The sequence below is a fragment of the Zarconia navalis LEGE 11467 genome, assembly GCF_015207075.1.
Lineage (GTDB): Bacteria > Cyanobacteriota > Cyanobacteriia > Cyanobacteriales > Geitlerinemataceae > Zarconia > Zarconia navalis.
The window spans coordinates 1-22,348 of the sequence record NZ_JADEXN010000005.1 but is presented as its reverse complement, the minus strand read 5'-3'; the positions used below and the strand labels follow the sequence as shown (position 1 = coordinate 22,348).

The following is a 22,348-nucleotide window of genomic DNA, read 5'->3' as shown; positions in this document are numbered from 1 at the left end:
GTTTAAAAGCCGATCCGCTTACCTCGTCTCGTGCCCAGGACGCAACGCTTACATCCTTGTCAAAGCTGCTATCTTCGCCAGTTTCTCTTGCTCGAGATTCTGAAGCTCCTCCAGATGCAGCCATCCATCTTTAATCAGATTGGCAAAGACGAATAGAAGCACCTGATAGTTGTAATCGTACTTGCCGTCTATTTCATGCCGTTTAGCACTCAAAAAATCGTGTAAAGTCCACAGCTCGTCAAGCTCTGCCATTTCGTTGGTTGTTGCGCGAACCTGTTCGAGCAAAGCCGAAATCTCTCTTTGGTACGCTTTCTCAAATGCCTCTCGAGCGGTCTTTTGCTCCACAGGAGACCAGTTCGCCTCTATATCTTGCATCACCTAGTTAGAAATCTATACTGTTGGTCAATACTTACGGTTGTTCGATCGATTTGAGCGTCTTCACTACAGTGCTTCATAGAAGAGAAGAAAGCGTTCTCCCAGGAGAACGCCTATGTGCAATTACGCTCTGATTATGGATTTTCTCTACATCTCTAGCGAGCTAGGTTTAATAGCTCCTTGGGAGAGGCGAGTAAATCGATCGCAACAAAGAAAATTTTGTCTTGGGGGTCGAGTAAGAACCGCCATGCCATATTCATACCCACACCGGCACCAAACCAGGGCGTTTGCACTGTGCCGGTTACTTTAACTTGAGTGAAGCCATCCTCAGCCGGTTCGCTAACACCGCGTTCGGGTGCGAGCTTCAGGTTTTGGCATTCTTCCCGGAAAAATCGCATGACGGCATCTTTACCGACAACCGGTTTTTGGAAGGGAGGTTGCAGCGCTCCATCGGGGACGAACAGCTGAATGAGCGCGTCAAAATCATTGGCGTTCATGTTGTTCATGTAGCTGAGGATCGTCGAATTGGTGACGCCTTCAATCTGCACTTGGGAACGCTGAGCGATTTCCTGGACGGGAGCAACGGGTTCGGCCACGGGGGTGTAGTCGCCCAACTTGCTCGGATCGTACCCCATTCCCACCACTGCATTGCGCAAGATGGTAATTTGCTGACCGGGATCGACATTGCGAATTTCTTGCAGCACTGCCGAGGCGTTGGCAGAGAGTTTATACCCTTTGGGAATCGGTGCCACAATTCCTTCATCCATCCATTTTCCAAGCTCGTACCAAAACCCGAGCTTGATATTCGGACTCCAGGTGGCGTAAGTACGGCACAGAGGAGTATCTGCTCGGTTTGTGAGGTCGCACATTGCCTGAGACTGCTCTAAGGCAGACATCTGGCGAATGTCATTTAACGTCCCTTCGGCAAGTACCATGCTCGCGGCTCCGGGTGCGGCAATGGTAATTGTTTTACCCATCTCTAGGTACGCAAACCAGATGAGGGCTAGCTGATCTTCGGCACTGAGTTGATTGAACCGAGCGATCGTCGCTGGAACCACATCTGCCGATAAAGTACCGGGAAAGATTCCGCGAGCTGAATCAATTGTAAATGGCATAGGATAGAGTTTTTTTGCAAATGTATAAATGTAAACACAATCTTACTTATCAATAGTTTACAAGGATTTTGTAACAAAAATATTTAATTTAAATATTTTTGTGGGAGCAACCGATGGAAAACAGAGCCCGATCGTTGCTTCATTCTACGATCGGGCGCTTTTGGTGGGACGTTTCCCCGTTGCGTCTCCTAAAGGAGAATTGCTCCAAATTCCGAATTGGGTGGCTACCCCTACTTACCCTATTTGATTTATTAAATTATAATAAGCAATAATAAGTTATGTAAACTAACTGTAATGTTTTTCACAAATTAGTGTTTAGCAATCAAAAATGATAACTCGATCGTTTAATCCCTTGCTAATTGCTGAAGATAGCGATGAAGATTTTGAGGTGCTAGAACTGTTGATGCAGCAGATGAAGGTGCAAAATCCAATTTATCGCTGTACCAATGGGGATAAAGTTCTAGACTTTGTTTATCAAGATGGAGAATGCGGCAGTTCTGTACCGCTCCCCTCGGCGATCCTACTCGACCTGAACTTACCCGGCACTGATGGTCGCGAGGTGCTAGAGCAACTCAAGGGCGATCGAAGCTTCAAGGACATTCCCATCGTTGTCTTCACAACCTCTTCCAATCCCAAAGATATTAAATTCTGCTACCAGAAGGGGGCAAATGGCTACCTCATCAAACCGGTTGATTTAGACGAACTCGAGCGGATCGTTCGAGCGTTTGTCGAGTATTGGCTGCAAGTTAACATTTCTCCCAGGGACGATCGTCGCGGAGATTAAGTAATAACGACGAAATATGTCAATCCCTTGAGATTTCTGTTACAGTTTTTAGCTCTATGGCATCCTTAAGATAAATAAGCTTTCCTCATATCCTTTAATATGTCAAATTACGATGTCAAATATTTGGACTCTCTTAATTACGGATGACTGTCAGGAGGATCGAGAGGTTTACCGGGAATATCTTTCTGGCGACCCCAACCGGTCTTACCAGTTTATCGAAGCCGGATCGGCCCAGGCTGGATTGGAACTGTGTCAGAGACAGCATTGCGATGCCATTTTGCTAGACTTCCGCTTGCCAGATATGACCGGACTGGAGTTCTTAGACGAACTCAAACAGCAGTCGAATACCTCCCTTCCCGTCATTATGCTCACCGGACAGGGTGACGAACGGGTGGCGGTTCAGGCAATGAAGCAAGGGGTGCGAGATTACCTCGTCAAGCAAGATCTAGAACCCGATGTTTTGCAACTGACGGTTCGCAATGCCATCCAACAAGCCCATCGGCAAGCTCGGTTCGGTCGACCACACAAGCAACGGTACTTAACCCCAGAGGTTGCCTTTCGCCTCCATCGCTCACCTGATGAAGATCGCATTTTGCAAACGGCGGTGACAGAAGCGCAAAAACAATTAGAGTGCGATCGGGTGGCGGTATACCAAGTCCTTCCCATTGGGGATGATGAGCCAGGTCGAAAAGCTGTTGTCCCAACTCTAACCAAGCGTTGCGAAACAAGTTGTAGCGACCGCGATCCCGTTGAAAAGTTTTTGTCCTTTTTAACCAAAAATTACCCATCTAGTTTTCAAGAAGAGCAAACCGTCGCGATACCCGGAACAGACGAAGCATCGATTCTGGTTGCAAGCCAAAAAACGTACCTACTCAGTCCCATCCCAATGGAACCATCCGGTTCTGACTCCAGTTGCGATCGAGTTTGGGGTTTGCTCGTGGCTTGCCAGAATTCCAACAAACGGCAGTGGCAGACGGATGAGGCCGTTTTTTTTAAGAGTTTTACCTGTCATTTGGCTATTGCCCTGCAACAATCCCATCGACTGACTCAAGCACTCGCAGCGCTAGAGACGCATAAGCAACTCAACGCCCTCACTTCTCAACTCGTGGCAACGGTCTCTCATGAATATCGCAATCCCTTAGCTGTCATTTTAGCCGCCGCCTCGACCCTGAAATTGCATCGCAACAAGCTACATGAGTCAAAGCAACGGCAGTTCTTGCAAACGATCGAGGAGAAAGCCAGACAAATGACTCAACTGGTAGACCATCTATTGGTACTCGAGACATTTGAAGCGGGTCAGGCAAATTTCGATCCCATGCCTTTCGAGCTGTTGCAATTTATCTCCAGTCTAATTGAAGAACAGCGCCAGACTGTGGGAGATCGTCACGAGTTGATCTTCAAAATCGCGGGTAATACGAAAGGATTCTGGGGCGACGAGCAACTTCTGCGTCTGATTTTGGTAAATTTGCTCTCCAATGCGGTTAAATACTCAACCGATGGTGGCGCGATCGAAGTCCACCTAACGGGGAACGAGACTCACATCACCATCAAGGTAACAGATGAAGGTATCGGTATACCCGCTCGGGAACAATCTCATGTGTTGCAATCCTTCGATCGCGGTAGTAATATCGGCAAGATTCCCGGAACCGGTCTGGGTTTGGCGATCGTGAAAGCTTGTGTAGATCTGCACGGTGGCGACGTCGCTCTGGTAAGCAAAGAAGGGAAAGGCACACAATTCACGGTCTGTTTACCGAAGCGATCGTCACCCGATCTAAGATTTTGATACGCAAAATCACATTGCGGATCGCCTGCTGTCTTATATGAAATCTGGTCGAACAATCACATTTACGGGTGAGGTAAATTCACAGAGCCGACTCTTAAATATAAGTAGGGTAAACTTTACTTAATTTTTCTGTATCAGTAATGACAATCTGAGGAAGTCCCAGCCAAAATGAAGAAGAAGGCTATTTACTTATCGAACAAAATAGCCAAACTTTGTAAGCAAACTGAGGTAAGGTTTATGATGACTCACGATTGGATTGAAGGGTTGTGGACTGTCGCGATCGTCGCAGGATTTAGTGCGGTCTACTGCCCTCTGCTGTGCTGGCTGCTCGCCTCGCGCGCTACCCACGCATAGCGCAGAAATTTATTTGTAATACTCATGAAAAGCCTCACTGCAATCAACAGTGAGGTATCTTTTTAGGAATTGTAGATTTTATAGCAGTTTTAACAATTACCTTGAGTTGACACCACTGGCACAGGGGCACTACCCTACAAAGTTAAAAATTTTTTGAGTCCACTGTTTGTGGGGTCAAGGTTTCTGTAAACCGCTATAAATTTTAGGTTGTATGGCACAAGCGCGATTGGTAAAAACCCTTGAGATTTCAAGCTTGTCGTTTTTGTAGAGGTCTTAACCGTATTGGCGACTCCGATCGATATTCGATTCCCAAGATGGTTTCCACAACTTGCACCCAAATCATCTCAATCCGACGGATCGAGAAAGACTCCGATGCGGCGAAACTTTTGATAGCGCAAGTCTCGGCGCTGTTGATCGGTCATCTCACAGAGGATTTCTAATTCTTCAATCAGAGCGGCTTTCAGAATTTCGGCAGCTTCGACGGGTTGGGAGTGAGCGGCTCCGATCGGCTCTGGCACCAAGAGATCGAGAATACCAAAATTTTTCAAATCCCAGGCGGTAATTTTTAGAGCTTCAGCCGCTTGAGGCGCTTTGGCTGCATCCTTCCATAAAATTGCCGCACAAGCTTCGGGAGTTGCTACCGTATAGACTGCGTGTTCGAGCATCATTAAGCGATCGCCTACACCAATGCCTAAAGCTCCCCCGGAACCCCCTTCACCGATCACCGTACAAATAATCGGCACGTCTAGCCGAAACATCTCCCGCAGATTATAGGCGATCGCTTCTCCCTGTCCTTGATGCTCGGCTTCGAGACCCGCCCAAGCTCCCGGTGTATCGATAAATGTTAAAATCGGCATCCCGAAACGGTTGGCATGTTCCATCAACCGCATCGCCTTGCGATATCCTCCCGGAGAAGCCATGCCGAAGTTTCGGGCAACGTTATCTTTCGTATCCCGACCCTTTTGATGTCCCAGCATCACCACAGGTCGACCGGCAAGAGACCCAACCCCCCCCACCAGTGCCGGATCGTCAGCACCGCCGCGATCGCCGTGAAGTTCGACCCACTCATCGCTAATCGCCTGAATATAATCGAGGGTACTCGGTCGGCGTGGATGGCGAGCAAGTTGCAACCGTTGAGCGGGGGACAAACTGCGAAAAATTTCTTGCCGCAATTGAGCGGCCCGTTCCTCAAGTTGGTGAATTTGCTCGGAAACATCAATCCCATCGCTACTTTCTTGAGCTAAGTTGCGGATTTGCTCGATTCGATTCTCTAACTCCACGAGGGGTTTTTCAAAATCGAGCAGCAGGGGTTGGCGATTTTTCGACTGGGTCATGGTTGGGAAATTGAGGGCAAAATAGGAGATCGCCCAAGCGGTCTTCAACGAATTGATTCCCCACGTCCTGGGTGACAAAAGAGGTGGGGAAGCTTCAAGGTATTGCTACGCTTTTGCAAATGCCAAGAGCGGTCTAAACCCATGTTTGATGGAAACTTCACCAATTTTTTCCATCTTCTCTACAGTGATTTGGTTCCGGCCCCACGAAAAATTCGTGTACCACTTTTCAAACTCCAGCAGCATGGATTCGGCGAAACAAGCAAATAACTGGCGAGCCGGCACGTCCATATTGACGATTTTCATCATCCGCCAATCAATATCGAGTGAATGCTCGACAATTCCTCCGGCGAGAACGTGGACTCCCGAATGCTGAACTTTCGCGTCTAGATTTTTGGGATAGCCACCGTCGATGAGCAAACAAGGTTTTTTGAGGGTCGTCGTATCGATTTGTACGCCTTTAGGCATACTGGCAACCCAAACAACGATATCGGCTTCGGGTAGCGCTTCGTTGAGAGTCATCACTTTGCCTCGTCCCAGGTCTGCTTGCAGGTTTTGCAACCGTTCTCGATCTCGGGCAACCAGAAGCAGTTTGGCGACCGGAGTTCGCTCGGAAAGCCACCGACACACAGCACTGCCAATATCTCCCGTCGCACCGCAGACGGCAACAGTAGCTTTGGACAGATCGATCCCCAGCTTGGGTGCAGCCTGTTCGACTTGACGGCTGATAATATATGCGGTGTGAGTATTCCCTGTCGTAAAACGCTCGAACTCCAGCTTGATATTGCGAATCCTGCCGAGCCGCTGCAAACTAAAATTCTCGAAAATAATGGAAGAGAAACCACCCAACGCCGTGATGTTAATCCCGTGTTTCTGGGCGTAAGCCATTGCGTTTAAGACTTTGCGCGTTGCGGCTTTAACCCGACGGTTGGCTAGCATTTCGGGAAGAAAGCATGATTCAACGTATTTCCCTTGGATTTGCTGACCGGTGACGCTAGTGACGGTCAGTTCGTCCATCACTATGGGAGGAGCGCTGCACCAAAAGTCTAGTCCTTGATTGATATACTCTGGATAACCCAGCTCTTTTGCGACATCGTAGGCATGTTCGAGGCTAGTAGGGTGACCGATAAGACCAAACATAGTTTCAAGATTCAGGGTTTAAGGCTGTCAAATTGGGATCGTGCGGGAAACGGAGGGTTGCATTTCACAACCCCAACTCGACAGGTCAACTAAGCTGCTTTGAGTCCGTAGGCGGACATCCGCATGATATCGCGAGTCGTAAACCCAATATTGCTAAGGGCTTCGCCGTAAGCAATCATGAAGTCTTCGATCAGCTCCTCTTTGGGCATCTCGAGGGTGCGAGCATCTTCGGTCACTTGGTTGAGCATTTTCCAAATGATCGGCAAGTTATCGCGGTTGGCTTGTTCGAGTTCTTCTCTGGATTCTTCAAAGTGCTCTTTGAGCCAAACTTCCCCGAAGTTGAGATGAGTATACTCATCTTTAACAACCCCTTCGGTAATTTTACGAGCAAAGGGATCGGCGACAGGAATATAGATGTTATAAGCGGCGATCGCAAAGCATTCAATAATTAGGGATTGAATGAGCAAGCAGGTCACGACTTTGTTTTCGGCGGCTGCTTTTTGAAAATTACCGTGCAGTTGGGAAAAATACTCGCTGGCGAATTCCATGTCTGGGGTGACACTCAGATTTCGACCGCAAGCTTGGAAGCCTTTTTTGTGTCGGTTTTCCATTTTGGAGAGCTTGATTAGCTCTGCCTGAGAATCGGGTATAAGTTCGCCCAAGCGAATATAATTCTCGTAAGCTTCTTGTTCCCCTTCAATCACAATGGCATTGATGCGGCTGTAAGCGTCTTTGTAAGTTTCGCTTTGATAATCGATGGTTGGAACGGCTTCAAGCTGAGGCATAAGTATAAATCTCCAATCTCCTCATTATTTAAAATTAGGATGGTACTAGACCGAATCTGATGATTTCAAAGTCTAAGAGTTCACAGTGGTATAAAACGCCACCACAACTTCCTTACTTTACAGGTTTTAGTTGGTATTTGACCACATCGGACTGGATGTAATTCCCGAATAATCACAATTTATGCTTCCTGAGTCACTCGATGGAAATCGATCGAGCGACCCCATTGCCTCAAACCGTCAAATTCCGACCTCGGAATCCGAACGCTTCAAAATTCTCCCCAATACCGGCACCGCCATCGCTTTAGCCGGAACCATTCGGGTTTTGCTGTCGCTGGCGATCGTTATCGTGGGTTCATATCCCCAGGCGATGCTGTTTGATGGTCGCGTTCGTGGGAGAGTGGCTCGAAACAGACCGCTTCACGGGTTCGTACCGCGCTCCGCAAACTGATTTTGAACCCTTGCACGGTCTCGCTCTCGACCGAATTTCTGGAGATAGTTGACTCGCCACTGGCGACCTCCATCCTTGTACGATATTTGCTCGAACGGCATTGATTCGCGCGCGTCACCACCAGCCTTAAAAATAAATAGAAAATTTCGATCGCCCATCTAGCAGCAATTTACCCGAGATTGGAAACCAACACGGCTACGCCCACAAACACGACCGCCAAAACGAGTCCGCCAACCATTACGATCGTGACGTTTCGCTTCTGAGTTGGCGTCGCTGGCTCGGCTCGATACATCTTCGGTTCTACGGCAAAGTTATTCAAACGACCGCCATCTTCAGTGGTATAGGGCATCTAAGTTATCCTCTGTTTTGAAAATTTTGAAATAATCTTAACAAAGATGACATTAAATTATGAAAACGATCGCAAACTGTTACCAATCGTCATCATTTTCTCATCCAAGGTATCCGATGAGTTCAGAGAGTTTCGAGATAGTTGAGTAAATCTGCCATGGTCTCGGGACTGGGCTGAAACTGGGGCATGGGAGGGGTTTTGCCACTGGTGACCTGTTCGATGAGACTCGATTGGGATTTGCGCTCCGATATTCTTCGCAGGCTCGGTCCCACATGACCGTCGGCTTGATTGCCATGACATCCAGCACAGTTCATTAAGAAGATAGCATGACCTTGAATCGGATCGCCTTCTAGGGAAAGCACCCGCTTAATATAAGGGTCGTCGGACATTTGACTGTGGGCGATTCCCAAGATCGTCAGGAGAACGGCTAAGAGAATTGCCAATGCTTGCAAGGCTACCCTCTGAATTCGGACATCGAGATCGGGTTCGGTAAACTGGTTATTCAAAGGACTAAAGTTCAACAAACAGATGTAAAATTTGTTTTCCTTTAATATAAAGTAACCTTTACCGAAGAGCCAATAGCGCAAACATCAAGAGAGCTTGGGGAGCTTTGGGGAGTACGGGAGGCTTTGGGGACGAAGAAGGTTCAAAAAGAGCAAACGGACAATAACGCAAAATCAGGATCTCCCACCTCACCGGGTCACCCCTTCCTCCCCCGCGTCCCTTTTCCACGCTTCCAAATTCTCCCCACATTCCTCGATCGCCCGCGCTAGATCGCTGTAGACTATTGGTCTAGAGTCAAACGCTGCCATGACCGAAGAAAAGCCTCAAGATACTATGCCCCCCAGCTCCGCTCTTTCTGAAGCAGCGGCCGCCGAATTGCTTCAAAAGCTTCGATATAAGGAAGGAAATTGGATCGAATGGGGAAAAGCCTGTCATGCCTTGCAAAAAGCTGGCTACGACCCCAAAGTAATTTTCGAAGACACCGGGTTCGAGGCGGTGGTGCAAAACCAGGTTATTGTCGCTTCTCAGGTGTACGAAAGTATTGCCAGCGCGCAAGTCGACCCGACAGTTCTTTCGTTTTGCGCCGGTCCGAAATCCGATGTCTTGTACGAGTTTCGCATCCTCAATCAACGGCAGCGCGCGGAAGCGGCCGTTCTCGCTGCCGAAAAAAATCTCGATGTGGATGGAGCGCACTTGGTGGCGCGAGCCATCAAGGATTTCGCTCGCATCTCGATGCCTCCAGAAGGTTTCTCCAATTGCGCCGGCGATATTGTCGCCTACGTCTCCTGGAAACAGGCGCGGCAAAAAAAAGACCTCCAAGAGCGTTCTCGCCTGATCGCCCAAGGTCTGAAGTTCGCTCAAACTCAAACGGCGCGGGAACAAATCGAGCGCTTGCTGAGTGACTTTACCATCGAACCCACTCGCAAGGCTCCCGTCTTGCCGACGTATCGGATGGATACAGAAGAAGAACTGCCGCGAATTATTCCCTTAGCCGGTTCGATGCCCTTGAGTCGCGCCCAGCTCGAAGCCGTTCCGACTGTCGAGCAGACGGAACCTTTTCGCGTGGTGAACGGTACGGGTTCTTGGGTTCCTCTTCCCGGTTGGCAGGTAATTCTGCGAGCCCAAGATCCGGTAGCGATTTTGAGTCGGAGCGATCTCCTTCCCAATTTTCCAGTACATCAATTAGAAGAAATCGTTGTCGTCATCGATCGGAAAGTGAAAACTTGGGATATCAATAGCTATTTCTCGATCGAATCGGGGGACGGGATTGAAGTGGGTTGGTTTGAAGAAGCTCCCAATGCTCCTATACTCGGTCAAGTCGTTTTGGTGCTGCGTCCCAAACGGATTTTGGACGAAAGTAACATCACTTCACCCTGGCAGATGGATGACTAGAAGGGGTGAGCGCAAGGAACTGGGGAAGCAGTGGGAGAGTAAATCAACAATGAACGAGGGGACAATTGGAGAATCGCGATTCTTCCCTTTCAAAAGAAATGCCGAACTCGCTGTTTTGCCGTCCCCCTTCTCTCTCTGGGGGGTTGTAGATCTCGACCTGTCGGGAACCGAGCGGGATGATAATGGTATGGTGGAGTCGGTAGCCATAAATTAAATTATTTGAGTTCCTAGCTTTTCTAAATCGTCAAATCATCCACTCTGTTCTGAAATTGGGGTGTTGGTTCTTCAAAAGAGATGGTACGAAAACTGAGACAACGAGCTAGTTCTTCTCGTGGAAAAGGGAGCATAACCGCTCTCACGGATTGAGAGCGATCGCTCGTAAGATCTGGCTGCGGTCAAGTCTAACCCTCTATCCCTGGCAACAAAGTTCTGAAAACCTCGTCTAAAAATCCTATTATTATTTATTTCTCGGTTCTAGAGGTCGATCGTCTCTACTCGACTGTTTTTTGCAAGAGTTAAGATCGATCCGAGCGCTCAAGTCAAGCTTGCTCGAGTCTCGATCGCATTGCACCACAACGTGCTGAGTTAGTTAACTTATGAGGCGCTACAGCCATATTTTAATTTTGATGAGCTGCTTAGCTTTGGGCGTTGCACCCGTTCGTGCCGCAAAGCTACAGACTCCGACTTCCGTGGGGCGATTATCTTTTTCTCGATCGACCTCATTAAGTCAAATCTCCGAGCCGATCGTTGCCCAAACGAACCCTCCAGAGTCTCCCAATTCCGAGACACTCGATAATGCGATCGATCGATCGACCGATCGCGCAGAATTAATGTGGTGGCTGGCGGGAGTGGCGGGAGTCGTCGTCGTGGCAGCCGGGTTTCTCTATTTGTTCCTCAAACTTTCGCGTCCGGGAGCGATCGCCGAAGAGTCCCCCGACCAAAAACTCGATTCGATCGCCCATCGAACTTCCCACCCCTCCAAGTCCTCTGCGATCTCCCCCACAATCGATCGTCAGGAGCAGCTAGAGGAAGTCGACCTTACCTCAGAAGACGAACCGATTTCCGCACACGGTAACGGAACCAACAACGGTGCGCTTCCCCATTCTTCCATTGAAGGAATGCTAACGATTGAGGAAACCACTCCCCTTGCCAAAATTAATATTGTCGATGCCCTGATTCAGGAGCTGCAAAACCCCGATCCGGCAAAGCGACGCAAAGCCATTTGGGAATTGGGACAGCGGGGAGACTCGCGGGCCATTCAACCCTTGGTGGATCTGATGCTCGATTCCGACTCCAGCCAGCGCAGCCTCATTTTGGCAGTACTTTCGGAAATTGGCACGCGCACTCTCAAACCCATGAATCGGGCTTTAGCGGTTTCTCTCCAAGACGACAGTGCAGAGGGTCGGAAGAATGCCATCCGCGATCTCACTCGAATTTACGATGTCGTGGCTCAAATGAGTCAGTTATTGAACCATGCGATCGACGATTCTGATGGCGAGGTCAGCGATACCGCGCAGTGGGCGCTTTCGCAGCTTAACCGCATTCGATCGTTGGGAGGGCGGGGAGATTTACCCAGTTTACCCCGCGCCACTCATTCCTCGGAAAATACATCTGGCTTGGATTGAAAAAGTTGTCTGCAGGCAATGGAAGTCGATGGAAATTACTCCATTCCAACTGTTTGTCCGATCCTCGATCGAAATTTATTGAGCGACGATCCGGAAATGGGATGAATCCTACTGAGGGTATCTTTGAACGAATTAAACGTTTTAACAGGGTTTTCTCTAGCACAAAACTCAGTTCTTGAGATCGGTTTTTATTGTGTTAAATTGAAGAAAATCTTGTCAATAACCCGTCAATCTCATACATTCTCTAGATGAGTAAAACTTGCAGACCTAGATGTTGAAAAATATCTAAAATCTTATGGCGTTTCTTGTCTGGTTTAAAAATCGATTTATTTTCAATTCTAAACCCAGAAAAAGTAATTTAAGTTCTGTCAAAATCTAAAAGAGAATTTTAATACCAAAATTGAAATTAAAAAGTAAGAAATAAATCCTTTTTTAGTTGCGACCGGCTTAAATTAAAAAATCGAATGAGATGTCAAAGACCAAAAATAGCGTTAATTTAACTTTCGATATATCTATCGAAATAAATGTAATTTTTGGGTTCAGGTGATTTTCGTCTAGCAATGCTCGATCGAGTTGACACAGCTCTGGAAACCTCGAACCATCAAAGGATTGTCCGAACAACTCGGAAAAGCGCAAAACCTTAGCCTAAAAAAGCAAGCAATAAACTTCGCCTTCCAAATCTACTTGGAGCATCATTTGACATGGAAAACTTCTCTGTTTTAATTGAATTACTCAAAGATCGAGATACTTTTCTAGTAGAGATTCGAGACAAAGTAAACCTCGAAAGAAAAATTTTGTCTCTTCTCATTGCTAGCTCCCTCGGATTTTGTGCGTACGGTCTCATTATTGGTGCATCTCAAAGTGGCTTGCAAGCACTCGCATCGGGTATCAAGTTACCCTCTTTATACCTGGTAACTTTATTGATTTGCTTGCCTACCCTGTTCTTTTTTCACGTTCTTGCCGGTTCGCGAATGACATTCAGTCAATACTTACTGATGGCTTTGAGTGCCGTTTCTGTGATTAGCGTATTGATGGTGGGATTTGCACCCGTCACCTTGTTTTTCTTGATTACTGTCAACGACTACCTTTTCTTTGTATTACTCAATGTCATTATTTTCGCGATCGCCGGATTTGTGGGCGTTCACTTTCTCTACAAAGGAATGCGATTTTTGACACGCGAAGATATCTCTGGCTCGGGACTGCGAACGAAAATTCTACCATTATGGTTGAGCCTGTATGGATTTGTCGGTAGCCAAATGGGATGGGTTCTGCGTCCTTTCTTTGGCACGCCGGAACAACCCTTTGCCCTCTTTCGAGAACGGGAAGGAAACTTCTATCTCTCCATTCTTCATTCCATTGGTAACCTCCTAGGTTGGTATTAGGAAGTAAGCATTCAGTCGTCTTATTTCTTAACTCATGGCTGATGAAAGATCGCTGAATGCTTATATCCTCTGCCAACATCTCCAATTCTCTCCCCCAGATCTCTGCATTGAAAATTATAAGTATTTAAAGAAACTTAGAGCGGTTGTCATGAAGGTAGACTTTATAGCAGTTCACGCCCTTTTCATTACAAGTTTTGTAGGTTCGGGAATTCGGAAGCGCGGAAGCGCGGAATTCGGAGTTTGGAAAGGGGGAATGGGGCACTTCGACAAGCTCAGTGACCGCACAACGACCGGCGAGCGCGACCGGGGGAGGCGTTTCGTCCCCCACCGGGAGGGCGAAGCGAAGCGGAGGGTTGGGGGGAGACCCCCGCGCGTGCCGGGTTTTCGGTCGATTATTACAAAGTTGACAAAGTGAATACCACCTTAACTTGTCACCAATGCTATCCCTACGGCTTTTTATATTTTTGCGACCCACTCTTTTTGGGGTCAATGTTTTTGCAAACCGCGATCGTGTTAAAGGGGATCGCGCAAACTTTCCTCTTGCCGCTTGATGGCCGCGAGCAGTTCGGCATTTTGGAGAATTACCCCGGCTTGATTGTTAAAAATCTGCATGTATTTGCGATCGCTCTCATCAAAACTGGTTTGCCAGCATGGGGGAATGGTCTCTGGAGTTCGGGAAATCGATCGCTCCTCCATGGGGTCGGTGGTATTTCCGGACTGAATTTTATTCACGAGTTGCGTAACGCCAAGCAAATCCCCATCGGGACTCCACACTGGCATACACAGCAAGCTACAGGTGCGATATCCGGTTTTGGTATCGGTTTTGCGAGCAATTTCCGAGTCGGGGCGATCGTACAAATCGAAGGGAATATTGAGCGGCTGAGTGGTTTGAGCCACTTTCCCAGCATATCCTTCCCCAATTTTGACCCGAATTTTCCGGCGGCGGCCATCGTCGAAGGCGATTTTCGTCCACAGTTCTTCCGTATCGCGATCGAGCAGCCACAGGGTCGATCGATCGGCATTCATCAGTTTTTTCGCCGCCGACATCACCCGTTGCAGCACTTCTTCGAGATCTAAGTTTTCTTGGCTGACCGATCGGGTGGCGGCCATCAACGCTGCTGCAACCCGCTGTCCCCGAGCCGTTTTATGATACGAGCGGAAGCTTTCAATAATCATTTGAATCAGCGGTGCATTCTCGGTAAATTGCCGCTCGTCGTCTTCGGTAAATCCCTGGCGATCGATTCGCTCGCACAGGGGTAAAATGCTGTTACTGCTGGGTTTTAACTTATTAATTAACTGGATGACGGCGATCGACTCGCCACGATCGCCCAGGAGAGGAAGTGCCAGCATCGAATAGGTACGATACCCGGTTTTTCGATCCTGAGCTTTAGCCGCAGTCGATCGCGGATCGTCGTAGAGATCGAAGGGAATATTAATCTTTTGCCGGGTGGCGGCCACTTCCCCGACAATTCCCCGATCTGCCGGTAAGCGAATTTCGAGGGATTTTCCGTTCTCTGCTTCGGCTAGAATCGACCAAAACTCGTTTTTTTCTTCATCGAGTAAAAAAATGCTGGTGCGATCGGCGTTGAGGGATTTGCCCATTTTCAAAGTAATCGATCGCAAGGTGACATCGAGAACATCGTCAAATCCCTGTCCGTCCATCACCTGATTGAGCATCGCCAGAGTTTGGCTGACGACATTTTGGGGGTGGAGTTCGGCTTTTTGTTTGGCAATGGCATACTTTTGGGCATTTCTGAGGGCAACCCCCACTTGGGAGTTGAAAATTTGCATATATTTTTGACTTTGGGTGTCGAAACTCGCCTGAAAACAGTCCGGTGCCGTCGGCCAATCCGCCGGATCGTAATCGGGAAATTCCCCCTGTTTTCTTTTATTCACGAGTTGCGTCACGCCGAGCAAATCTCCGTCGGGACTCCACACCGGCATACACAGCAAACTACAGGTGCGATACCCCGTTTTGGCATCGATTTTTCGAGCCGTTTGAGAGTTAGAATGTTCGTACAAATCGAAGGGAATATTAATCGGTTGCCCCGTCTGGGCGACGGTTCCGGCGAACCCTTCTCCGACATTAACTCTTAATTCGAGAAGGCCGCCCTCCTCTGTCTGAATTTTCGTCCACAATCGATTGTTTTCCTCATCGAACAACCACAGGGTCGATCGATCTGCATTCATCAATTTTTTTGCAGCTTCCATCACCCGCTCGATAATTTCATCGGAATCGAGACTACTTTGAGAAATCGACCTTGTGGCTTCGGTCAAAGCTTCGGAAGCTTGCAATCTTTGGGTAAGTTTGTAACTCGATTGGCAACGCTCTAAGATGCGGTTTAGGGCTGGTGCGTAGGTTTCAAATTGCAGGCGGTCGGTTTCGCTAAAGCCGTTGCGATCGATGCGATCGAGCAGTATATCGTCTGGATTGTTCTCCGGTTTTAGTTTATTGAGTAACTGAACGACAGCAACGAGATTTTCTTTTCCGTTGAGCAAAGGCAGAGCAAGTAATGTATAATTAGGGTATTCTCGATCGTATCGATTAGAGCGCTCGAGATTTGTATCGCTAGCAAAGTAAAAAGGAATATTCACCATTTCTTTTAACGTTGCTACCAACCCAATAATTGCTTTGTCGCCAGAAATTTCAATATTTTCAGCGCTCTCGCTTTGATTCCTGGCAATAATCGACCAAATTTCATTTTTCTCTTCATCAATTAAGAAAACAGTTGCTCGATCGACTTTCAGTTCTTCTGCCATTTTCAAGATGACGGCGCCCAGAATTTCATACAAGACCTCATCAAAACTTTTGCCGTCCATCATACTGAGCATGGACAGCAATTTTTGTTCTTGACTGGCAACGGTTTGAATGAAATCGGGTTCGATATCCGCCAGGGCTTTATCGACCCAGCGCCGCTCGAAAACCGAAGCATAGATCCGATTGAAAATCTTGAGTTTTCCCGCTGTTTTGATGGCCAATCCCGATAAGCGCAAGTTAATTTGTTCGGGACGATCGTCGGCGAGAATCTCACCTTGTTGGAGAATCTTGCGATAGAGCTTGAGCATCGAATGCGGATTCTCGCCGCTGTGGAGAAGGCGATCGCGCACGGTTCTTAAATGGGGAGGTTCGTCTCGCGCTTCCCAGTTGAGAACGATATTCGTCCGAATCAAGTCTTCAACCCAATTTCGAACCTTAAAACTTGGCGATCGGACTTTAAAATCTGGCGTTGATTCAGCTTTTTGAACGATGAGATTACAAATTTTCTGAGTTAAAAAAGGTTGTCCTCCCGTCCAATCTAAAACCGTGGCAATGGCTTCTTCCGGCTCGGGAACTCGACCCGCCAACCCCCGCACTAATGGCTGAGCTTCATCATGTTGAAACCCGTGTAATTCGATGGCTAACCCCAGATTGAAGGGAGTACAATTTTTATCCTGAATTAAGTCCGAGGGTGTGGTGACACCAAGCAAGATAAAGGTGAGGCGACGATCGCCGTAGCAAGACCGAATAAACGCAAAAAAGTCATCAGTCCGAAAATTTAGACTGAGAATACTATCAATTTCATCGATAAAAATAACGATTTTTTCTCGAACCGTTTCGAGCAAAACCTGTTCGATTAACTCGCTCAACCGCTGCACGGGAGACAAATATTCCCGATCGCCCAGCCAATCTTTTAGCTCGATGGGCAGGCGAAAACTAGTCACCAGCCGTCGCATCACCCCGGCATACCAGCGATCGGGAGTGATGTCCCAACTGCCGATTTTGGTCAGATCGATCGCCGCGCAAGCAAACCCCGCCCTTTGCAGTCGGTGCATCGTCCGCACTCGCAGGCTCGTTTTGCCCATTTGTCGGGAGTTGAGGACGTAGCAAAATTCTCCGGCTTTGAGGGCATCGTAGAGCTGACTATCCGCTTGCCGTACCACATAACTCGGCGCATCGAGAGGAAGATGTCCGCCAACTTTGTAGCTGAACGTGGGGATGGAGATTGGGGTGATTCCGGACAAGGCGATCGCTCCTGATGATTCGTAGTGGGCAGATACTCCTATTCAAGTTATCGGTGTAAGGAGACTGGTTGATGCACAGTATCGATCTCGGTTGAAAAACCCAAAGTTGCGATCGCAAGGGGAGCAAGGGACGAGAACTGTCAAGATCGAAGGGGTCGGGGAAGCTATCTGGTTATCTTCACCACGGTTGCGACTGCAAGATTGAGGGTGAGTGTCGATAATTTGTTCGATCGAGTTACTGTTATTCTTCAGGGTAGCAATAAAAACCGCTCTCATGGCAAAACAGCGACTCGATCGATTATTAGTGGAACTAGAGCTGTGTCCCTCTCGACCCCTCGCCCAGCGTTGGATTCGTGCCGGAGAGGTTCGGGTAAACCAACAAATTGTCGATAAGCCGGGAACCCAAATCGATCGCGCTGCCGAAATCCACATCAAAGCTCGATCTCCTTATGTATCCCGAGGAGGCGAGAAACTTATCAAAGCCCTCGAAACATTTGGAATTTCTCCCCAAGATCGAATTTGTCTCGATGGGGGAATTTCCACCGGGGGCTTTACCGATTGCTTGTTGCAAGGGGGGGCAAAACGGGTTTACGGCATCGATGTCGGTTACGGACAAGTGGCGTGGAGGCTGCGAACCGATGCTCGCGTCGTTTTGCGCGAACGCACTAATCTGCGACATCTGACCCCAGATGAGTTATATCAAGCCGACGATCCGCGACCGGATTTGGGGGTTGTGGATGTTTCGTTTATCTCCCTGACGAAAGTGTTGCCGGCGATGTGGCAACTGCTCGTCCCACCTCGGGAGGTGCTGTTGCTGGTGAAGCCCCAATTTGAAGTGGGGCGCGATCGGGTGGGGAAAAAGGGAGTGGTGCGCGATCGAGACGACCAAGCTGGGGCAATCTTTCAAGTGCTTGAAAGTGCCCGAAATCTGGGATGGCAGCATCGAGGAACCACTTGGTCTCCCATTACCGGCCCGGCGGGAAATATCGAGTACTTGCTGTGGTTGAGCATCGATAGCACCGTTCCCGAATGCGATTTGGCGGCACTCTGCGAGCTTACTCGCGCGGCTTGGGACGATTTGAAGCGGAGTTAATGCCGGCTCGCCATCGATGGAGATCGTGAGGGGATGCAACCTACATCCCTTGGAGTGCTTTGAGGGACTCATCGATATGACCCTGAAAATTTAATTGAGAATTGAAAATGTGCCGCACCACCCCTTCTTTATCGATTAGATAGGTGACTCGACCGGGTAGCAGTCCGAAAGTTGCCGGAACGCCGTAGAGTTTGCGCACCTTATCTCCCACATCGCTTATCAAGGTAAAGGGAAGCTGGTGCTTGCTGGCAAACTGCTGGTGGGAATTGACCGAATCTCCGCTAATTCCGATCACTTCAGCGCCTGCGTCGGTAAAGGTTTCGTAGCTGTCGCGAAACCCGCAGGATTCTTTGGTGCATCCGGGAGTATCGTCTTTGGGATAAAAATACAAAACGACGGCTTTTTGGCCCCGAAAGTCCTTGAGGCTGATGGGTTCTCCCGTTTGGGAGGAGAGGGTAAAATCCGGTGCGGTATCTCCAACTTTGACTGCCATCTGCAAACTTCCCGTTACGTTACATATCTTCATCAGATTACCGCAATCGCGATCGTTCGATCTACAGATCTAGGTTGGGTTGCGTATCTAGTACTGGGCCACACTAGTTTTGATGGGTATAGATTCTAGTTCCCCTCCTTGGAGGGGCTAGGGGCTGACAAGTGTAGGTTTTTTACCAAAGTCGCTCAAATGAAGGTTTTTCGTTCACTCCCAATTGACATTTTCTCCGTGAATTATTCGATCGCGAACGAATCATGGTTGTCCCGCGCATCGTTTCTGCCCAGTCAGAGAGTAGCGACTCACCCCTGAGTAAAAAACCTACACTTGTGAGGGGGCTAGGGGTGGGTTCGGTCAATTAAATTACTTTTCCGACAACCCCTCGACATCAACGTGGCAGACCACTAGGTTTCGTTGCGCAGCGAGTGAGCGCCCAAATAAAGCTTGCTCCATTCCGTCATTACCTGGGAGGGTTTGAGGTCTAATTCTCGGGCGATCGCTTCCACCGACCGACCGGATCTGAACCCATCGAGAATTTCGCGCTGCTGGGGATCGAGACTCTGGCGATACTGCTCCCACAAAGTTGGTGTTAGACCCAAGCAGTGGTCTTTCAAGGAAGTTTCAAGCCAGTTGGAAACCAGATCGGGTGATTGTTTGAGGGCAAAGACGCGAATGGCATGGTAGCCGACTTTCTCTCGCAGGCGATAAATTTTGGAAATCGGGATCTCTAAGGTAGAAGCGATCGCCTCTTGGGTATAGCCTTGAAGGTAAAGCCTCAGCCACTTGGCAGCGATGGGATCGACGTTTTCTTCAAGATAGGTTTCAAATTCTTGCTGGACTTTGAGCCGCAATACCTGTCGTTCTTCCCAGGCTTGACGGTCTTCGTATTGTGTGAGGGTTTGCGCGTCTACTAAATTAATCGAATCTTCGCGTTCTGGGGTTCCCACCTCTGCCGAAACCAAACGAATCAAATCTTTGGTGGGAAATTGGGTCAATCCCCCACGTCCAGAACGACGCAGATAGTTGAGAAATCGATAGACGAGTAGGGGTTGGTTGCGAATCGGGCGCAGGCAATATTCTTCGACACTCGCAAGTAACAGGGAATTTCGCAGGCGTTCGTTGCGAGTGCATTGAGAAATCCAGGCCATCTGCTGTTGCAAGTAGCGATCGCTGTTGAGGAGTTCTTGGACGATTTCTTGAACGACATTAATAACCGAACGATGGCGATCGCGACTGAGGGCCACCCAGGTGCGAATTTTGTTGCGCAGCAGCACCAACCCTCCCAAGCGCCGAATCAGGTTTTGATATGCGGTGTCTGGCGTAACCCCCAGATAGCGCTGTTGCAAAATACTGTAGCGAAACTCCATGGACTGGAGGACGATTTCTAAGGCGCGATCGCTCAGTTGATTGAGTCGATCGCTATTTTCCCCGACCGACCAACGCACCACGCCTTCGTGGGTTGTCCGACTTGCATCGGGATAGTCGGTTTGAAGCCGTTCGAGCCATTTTTGCGCAATTTCGAGATCCTTTGCCATCGCCTGTTCCTTTTTCGCTCCTCACACCGATCGAACAGCGTTGACTCTTTCGAGCTAGATAACCAGAAAGCAAAAGACCATTAAAACCATTAATTTGCTCTCCGACATCGATCGCTGTCTATTGTTAGTGTAGAACGTCCCTCGAACTCTCGACAGAGAGAACTGTGGAATCTTCAGGGAGATATTGCCACCAAAATGCAAACAAGCCTAGCTATTGGTAGCTAGGCTTTGTGAACTACAAGCGACAGATTTTTCAAAGAAATCAACTCTAAGGATTAGAGTTTCTGAAGATTGACAGTTACATTACTAGAGTTTACATTCCCTTTAGCACTCACTTTAAGCGTTATCTCTTTCGTTCGAGCCTTTCCGGGCTTAGGTTTAGTTTGACCTTTACAAATTAGGTCATCTTACCACTTGTAAACGATTTGAGACTGAGAACTAAGGTTGGACGTCGGCAGAAAGATATCGATTGCCTTGGTCTCTTTAATTTCTGTTTTAACCAGCACTTTGTTTTGCTTGGTTTCGATATCTACAGTTATTAAATTAGCATAGCTATTCTTTATGAAAACTATAAGTTAACTAAAATTCACATTCAGCATTTGTTCGAGAAATCTAGATAGGATGTGATATCCTAGTTGAGGTAAAAAAAAGGCTCAGTAGCTCAGTTGGTCAGAGCAGGGGACTCATAAGCCCAAGGTCGCGTGTTCAAATCACGCCTGAGCCATCTTTATATATAAGTTAAGACATTAAGTTGCACTGAATGCCGTTCTCATTCATGCCCGTGTCAATCGCTCAGAGCTAAGGCTGAATGCTGAAGATCGCTTAAGATTCACTCCAACTCGAATAGGGAAATTTCGCTAAATTAGCGTTGTAATACCGGGCATCGTGGGAGACTTCCGCCCCAATCCAATCGGGAAGCTGAATCTCTTGACGTTCGTGGGTCAGTTCCACTTCCGCGACAATCAATCCCTGATTGACTCCAGTAAATTCATCGACTTCCCAAACCAGATCGCCAATGGGAATTTTGTATCGTACTTTCTCGATCGGGGGTTCGTTGCAGAGTCGATCGAGCATTTCTCGGGCATCTGCCACCGGAATCGGATACTCGAACTCCATTCGGGCGAGTCCCACCGTTGCCCCTTTAATGGTTAGGTAGCCTTTGTCGCCTGCAATGCGTACCCGCACGGTTTTCCCCGTACCGCTGGCGATATAACCTTGTGCGTAGTCTACTCCGGCGGCGAGAGATCGCCACTGGTTCCCCACCACCAAAAACTTCCGTTCGATTTCAACTGCCATCTAAACCATTCCCTAGATTGTCTTAGGATAGGGTACTTTAGAATCGATCGTGACATCCCGACTGTCGAAAAAGAACGAGTTTGACATTCCCATTGTTTATTTTGTTCGTTATTCCGTTATTGATTGCTAAATGCCCTTTCGAACTTTCCTCAAAGCGCCTCAATTCAAAGCGTCCCCACCTGTTTCCCGAACTCTATGGGGGGATGCGTGGCGGCGATTTCGTCGCGATCGCATGGCGATGTTTGGGGCGATCGTTATCCTGCTGATTGCGATCGCCGTATCGATCGGTCCGACGATCTATAGCACTCCCTTCGATACGATCGATTTCGCGAAATCAACGATGGACCCGAGTTGGCAACATCCCTTCGGTACAAACGATCTCGGACAAGACCAACTCGCAAGAGTTCTCGCGGGGGGGCGCATTTCCCTAGCGGTGGGGGTGAGTGCGATGTTGGTGGCAATTACCCTAGGAACCACCATCGGGGCAGTTGCCGGATTTTTTGGTGGCATTACCGACACATTACTGATGCGGCTGACGGACTTGTTTCTCGCCTTGCCCCAGCTT

At 48.4% G+C, this 22,348-nt stretch carries 19 protein-coding genes and 1 tRNA gene; 9 read left to right on the top strand and 11 right to left on the bottom strand.

All coding sequences use genetic code 11. From position 1 onward, the window contains the following. Positions 1–48 precede the first annotated feature (48 nt). Positions 49–375, bottom strand: a complete 327-nt coding sequence (frp, locus tag IQ235_RS00690) for a fluorescence recovery protein (RefSeq protein WP_264319583.1) — start codon at positions 373–375, stop codon at positions 49–51. Between the two features lie 155 nt (positions 376–530). Next, positions 531–1,490, bottom strand: a complete 960-nt coding sequence (locus IQ235_RS00685; RefSeq protein ID WP_264319571.1) for an orange carotenoid-binding protein — start codon at positions 1,488–1,490, stop codon at positions 531–533. 328 nt (positions 1,491–1,818) lie between these two features. Between IQ235_RS00685 and IQ235_RS00680 the strand changes: the two genes are divergently transcribed. After that, entirely contained in the window at positions 1,819–2,274 is a 456-nt protein-coding gene (locus IQ235_RS00680) for a response regulator (protein ID WP_264319570.1), read from the top strand. A gap of 112 nt (positions 2,275–2,386) precedes the next feature. Continuing rightward, on the top strand, positions 2,387–4,057 hold the full coding sequence (locus tag IQ235_RS00675) for a hybrid sensor histidine kinase/response regulator (RefSeq protein WP_264319569.1): 1,671 nt from the start codon (positions 2,387–2,389) through the stop codon (positions 4,055–4,057). Between the two features lie 698 nt (positions 4,058–4,755). On the opposite strand, the gene IQ235_RS00670 is transcribed toward IQ235_RS00675, so the two are convergent. The 3 genes from IQ235_RS00670 to IQ235_RS00660 all read right to left on the bottom strand — a co-directional run bounded on the left by IQ235_RS00670 (position 4,756) and on the right by IQ235_RS00660 (position 7,667). Beyond that, positions 4,756–5,745, bottom strand: coding sequence for an acetyl-CoA carboxylase carboxyltransferase subunit alpha (locus IQ235_RS00670; protein WP_264319582.1), 990 nt, complete (start codon positions 5,743–5,745; stop codon positions 4,756–4,758). 105 nt (positions 5,746–5,850) lie between these two features. Continuing rightward, complete coding sequence (locus tag IQ235_RS00665; RefSeq protein ID WP_264319568.1) at positions 5,851–6,882, bottom strand: long-chain acyl-[acyl-carrier-protein] reductase; 1,032 nt, start codon at positions 6,880–6,882, stop codon at positions 5,851–5,853. 89 nt (positions 6,883–6,971) lie between these two features. After that, a complete protein-coding gene (locus tag IQ235_RS00660) occupies positions 6,972–7,667 on the bottom strand; it encodes an aldehyde oxygenase (deformylating) (protein WP_264319567.1) in 696 nt (231 codons plus the stop codon). Between the two features lie 181 nt (positions 7,668–7,848). Between IQ235_RS00660 and IQ235_RS00655 the strand changes: the two genes are divergently transcribed. Next, positions 7,849–8,115: a hypothetical protein gene (locus tag IQ235_RS00655; protein WP_264319566.1), complete on the top strand. Its 267-nt coding sequence runs from the start codon at positions 7,849–7,851 to the stop codon at positions 8,113–8,115. Between the two features lie 169 nt (positions 8,116–8,284). Here the strand turns inward: IQ235_RS00655 and psb34 are convergent, their stop codons facing one another. Both psb34 and IQ235_RS00645 read right to left on the bottom strand, forming a co-directional pair. Further along, positions 8,285–8,464 (bottom strand): photosystem II assembly protein Psb34, encoded by a 180-nt coding sequence (psb34, locus tag IQ235_RS00650; protein ID WP_264319565.1) that lies wholly within the window; start codon positions 8,462–8,464, stop codon positions 8,285–8,287. A gap of 122 nt (positions 8,465–8,586) precedes the next feature. Then, positions 8,587–8,970, bottom strand: coding sequence for a c-type cytochrome (locus IQ235_RS00645; RefSeq protein ID WP_264319564.1), 384 nt, complete (start codon positions 8,968–8,970; stop codon positions 8,587–8,589). Between the two features lie 304 nt (positions 8,971–9,274). On the opposite strand from IQ235_RS00645, the gene IQ235_RS00640 reads away from it, so the two are divergent. The 3 genes from IQ235_RS00640 to IQ235_RS00630 all read left to right on the top strand — a co-directional run bounded on the left by IQ235_RS00640 (position 9,275) and on the right by IQ235_RS00630 (position 13,367). After that, on the top strand, positions 9,275–10,360 hold the full coding sequence (locus IQ235_RS00640; RefSeq protein WP_264319563.1) for a RuBisCO accumulation factor 1: 1,086 nt from the start codon (positions 9,275–9,277) through the stop codon (positions 10,358–10,360). Positions 10,361–10,956: 596 nt separating this feature from the next. Further along, positions 10,957–11,985, top strand: coding sequence for a HEAT repeat domain-containing protein (locus tag IQ235_RS00635; protein ID WP_264319562.1), 1,029 nt, complete (start codon positions 10,957–10,959; stop codon positions 11,983–11,985). A 701-nt stretch (positions 11,986–12,686) separates the two neighbouring features. Beyond that, a complete protein-coding gene (locus tag IQ235_RS00630) occupies positions 12,687–13,367 on the top strand; it encodes an actin-binding WH2 domain-containing protein (protein WP_264319561.1) in 681 nt (226 codons plus the stop codon). 513 nt (positions 13,368–13,880) lie between these two features. On the opposite strand, the gene IQ235_RS00625 is transcribed toward IQ235_RS00630, so the two are convergent. Beyond that, positions 13,881–17,369, bottom strand: a complete 3,489-nt coding sequence (locus tag IQ235_RS00625; RefSeq protein ID WP_264319560.1) for a GAF domain-containing protein — start codon at positions 17,367–17,369, stop codon at positions 13,881–13,883. 274 nt (positions 17,370–17,643) lie between these two features. Between IQ235_RS00625 and IQ235_RS00620 the strand changes: the two genes are divergently transcribed. Then, complete coding sequence (locus IQ235_RS00620) at positions 17,644–18,462, top strand: TlyA family RNA methyltransferase (protein WP_264319559.1); 819 nt, start codon at positions 17,644–17,646, stop codon at positions 18,460–18,462. A 40-nt stretch (positions 18,463–18,502) separates the two neighbouring features. Here the strand turns inward: IQ235_RS00620 and IQ235_RS00615 are convergent, their stop codons facing one another. Continuing rightward, a complete protein-coding gene (locus IQ235_RS00615; RefSeq protein WP_264319581.1) occupies positions 18,503–18,955 on the bottom strand; it encodes a peroxiredoxin in 453 nt (150 codons plus the stop codon). Positions 18,956–19,356: 401 nt separating this feature from the next. Next, entirely contained in the window at positions 19,357–20,487 is a 1,131-nt protein-coding gene (locus tag IQ235_RS00610) for a HetZ-related protein 2 (protein ID WP_264319558.1), read from the bottom strand. A gap of 650 nt (positions 20,488–21,137) precedes the next feature. Between IQ235_RS00610 and IQ235_RS00605 the strand changes: the two genes are divergently transcribed. Next, positions 21,138–21,211 (top strand) — tRNA-Met (locus IQ235_RS00605). 98 nt (positions 21,212–21,309) lie between these two features. On the opposite strand, the gene IQ235_RS00600 is transcribed toward IQ235_RS00605, so the two are convergent. Beyond that, positions 21,310–21,783 (bottom strand): CYTH domain-containing protein, encoded by a 474-nt coding sequence (locus IQ235_RS00600; protein WP_264319557.1) that lies wholly within the window; start codon positions 21,781–21,783, stop codon positions 21,310–21,312. 130 nt (positions 21,784–21,913) lie between these two features. Between IQ235_RS00600 and IQ235_RS00595 the strand changes: the two genes are divergently transcribed. Then, on the top strand, positions 21,914–22,348 hold a 435-nt coding region (locus tag IQ235_RS00595), incomplete at its 3' end, for an ABC transporter permease (protein WP_405196623.1).

What these genes read in the sequence shown, in the direction of transcription:
- frp (WP_264319583.1), bottom strand. Translation starts at nt 375, where the DNA reads ATGCAAGATATAGAGGCGAACTGGTCTCCTGTGGAGCAAAAGACCGCT.
- IQ235_RS00685 (WP_264319571.1), bottom strand. Translation starts at nt 1,490, where the DNA reads ATGCCATTTACAATTGATTCAGCTCGCGGAATCTTTCCCGGTACTTTA.
- IQ235_RS00680 (WP_264319570.1), top strand. Translation starts at nt 1,819, where the DNA reads ATGATAACTCGATCGTTTAATCCCTTGCTAATTGCTGAAGATAGCGAT.
- IQ235_RS00675 (WP_264319569.1), top strand. Translation starts at nt 2,387, where the DNA reads ATGTCAAATATTTGGACTCTCTTAATTACGGATGACTGTCAGGAGGAT.
- IQ235_RS00670 (WP_264319582.1), bottom strand. Translation starts at nt 5,745, where the DNA reads ATGACCCAGTCGAAAAATCGCCAACCCCTGCTGCTCGATTTTGAAAAA.
- IQ235_RS00665 (WP_264319568.1), bottom strand. Translation starts at nt 6,882, where the DNA reads ATGTTTGGTCTTATCGGTCACCCTACTAGCCTCGAACATGCCTACGAT.
- IQ235_RS00660 (WP_264319567.1), bottom strand. Translation starts at nt 7,667, where the DNA reads ATGCCTCAGCTTGAAGCCGTTCCAACCATCGATTATCAAAGCGAAACT.
- IQ235_RS00655 (WP_264319566.1), top strand. Translation starts at nt 7,849, where the DNA reads ATGCTTCCTGAGTCACTCGATGGAAATCGATCGAGCGACCCCATTGCC.
- psb34 (WP_264319565.1), bottom strand. Translation starts at nt 8,464, where the DNA reads ATGCCCTATACCACTGAAGATGGCGGTCGTTTGAATAACTTTGCCGTA.
- IQ235_RS00640 (WP_264319563.1), top strand. Translation starts at nt 9,275, where the DNA reads ATGACCGAAGAAAAGCCTCAAGATACTATGCCCCCCAGCTCCGCTCTT.
- IQ235_RS00635 (WP_264319562.1), top strand. Translation starts at nt 10,957, where the DNA reads ATGAGGCGCTACAGCCATATTTTAATTTTGATGAGCTGCTTAGCTTTG.
- IQ235_RS00630 (WP_264319561.1), top strand. Translation starts at nt 12,687, where the DNA reads ATGGAAAACTTCTCTGTTTTAATTGAATTACTCAAAGATCGAGATACT.
- IQ235_RS00620 (WP_264319559.1), top strand. Translation starts at nt 17,644, where the DNA reads ATGGCAAAACAGCGACTCGATCGATTATTAGTGGAACTAGAGCTGTGT.
- IQ235_RS00615 (WP_264319581.1), bottom strand. Translation starts at nt 18,955, where the DNA reads ATGGCAGTCAAAGTTGGAGATACCGCACCGGATTTTACCCTCTCCTCC.
- IQ235_RS00610 (WP_264319558.1), bottom strand. Translation starts at nt 20,487, where the DNA reads ATGGCAAAGGATCTCGAAATTGCGCAAAAATGGCTCGAACGGCTTCAA.
- IQ235_RS00600 (WP_264319557.1), bottom strand. Translation starts at nt 21,783, where the DNA reads ATGGCAGTTGAAATCGAACGGAAGTTTTTGGTGGTGGGGAACCAGTGG.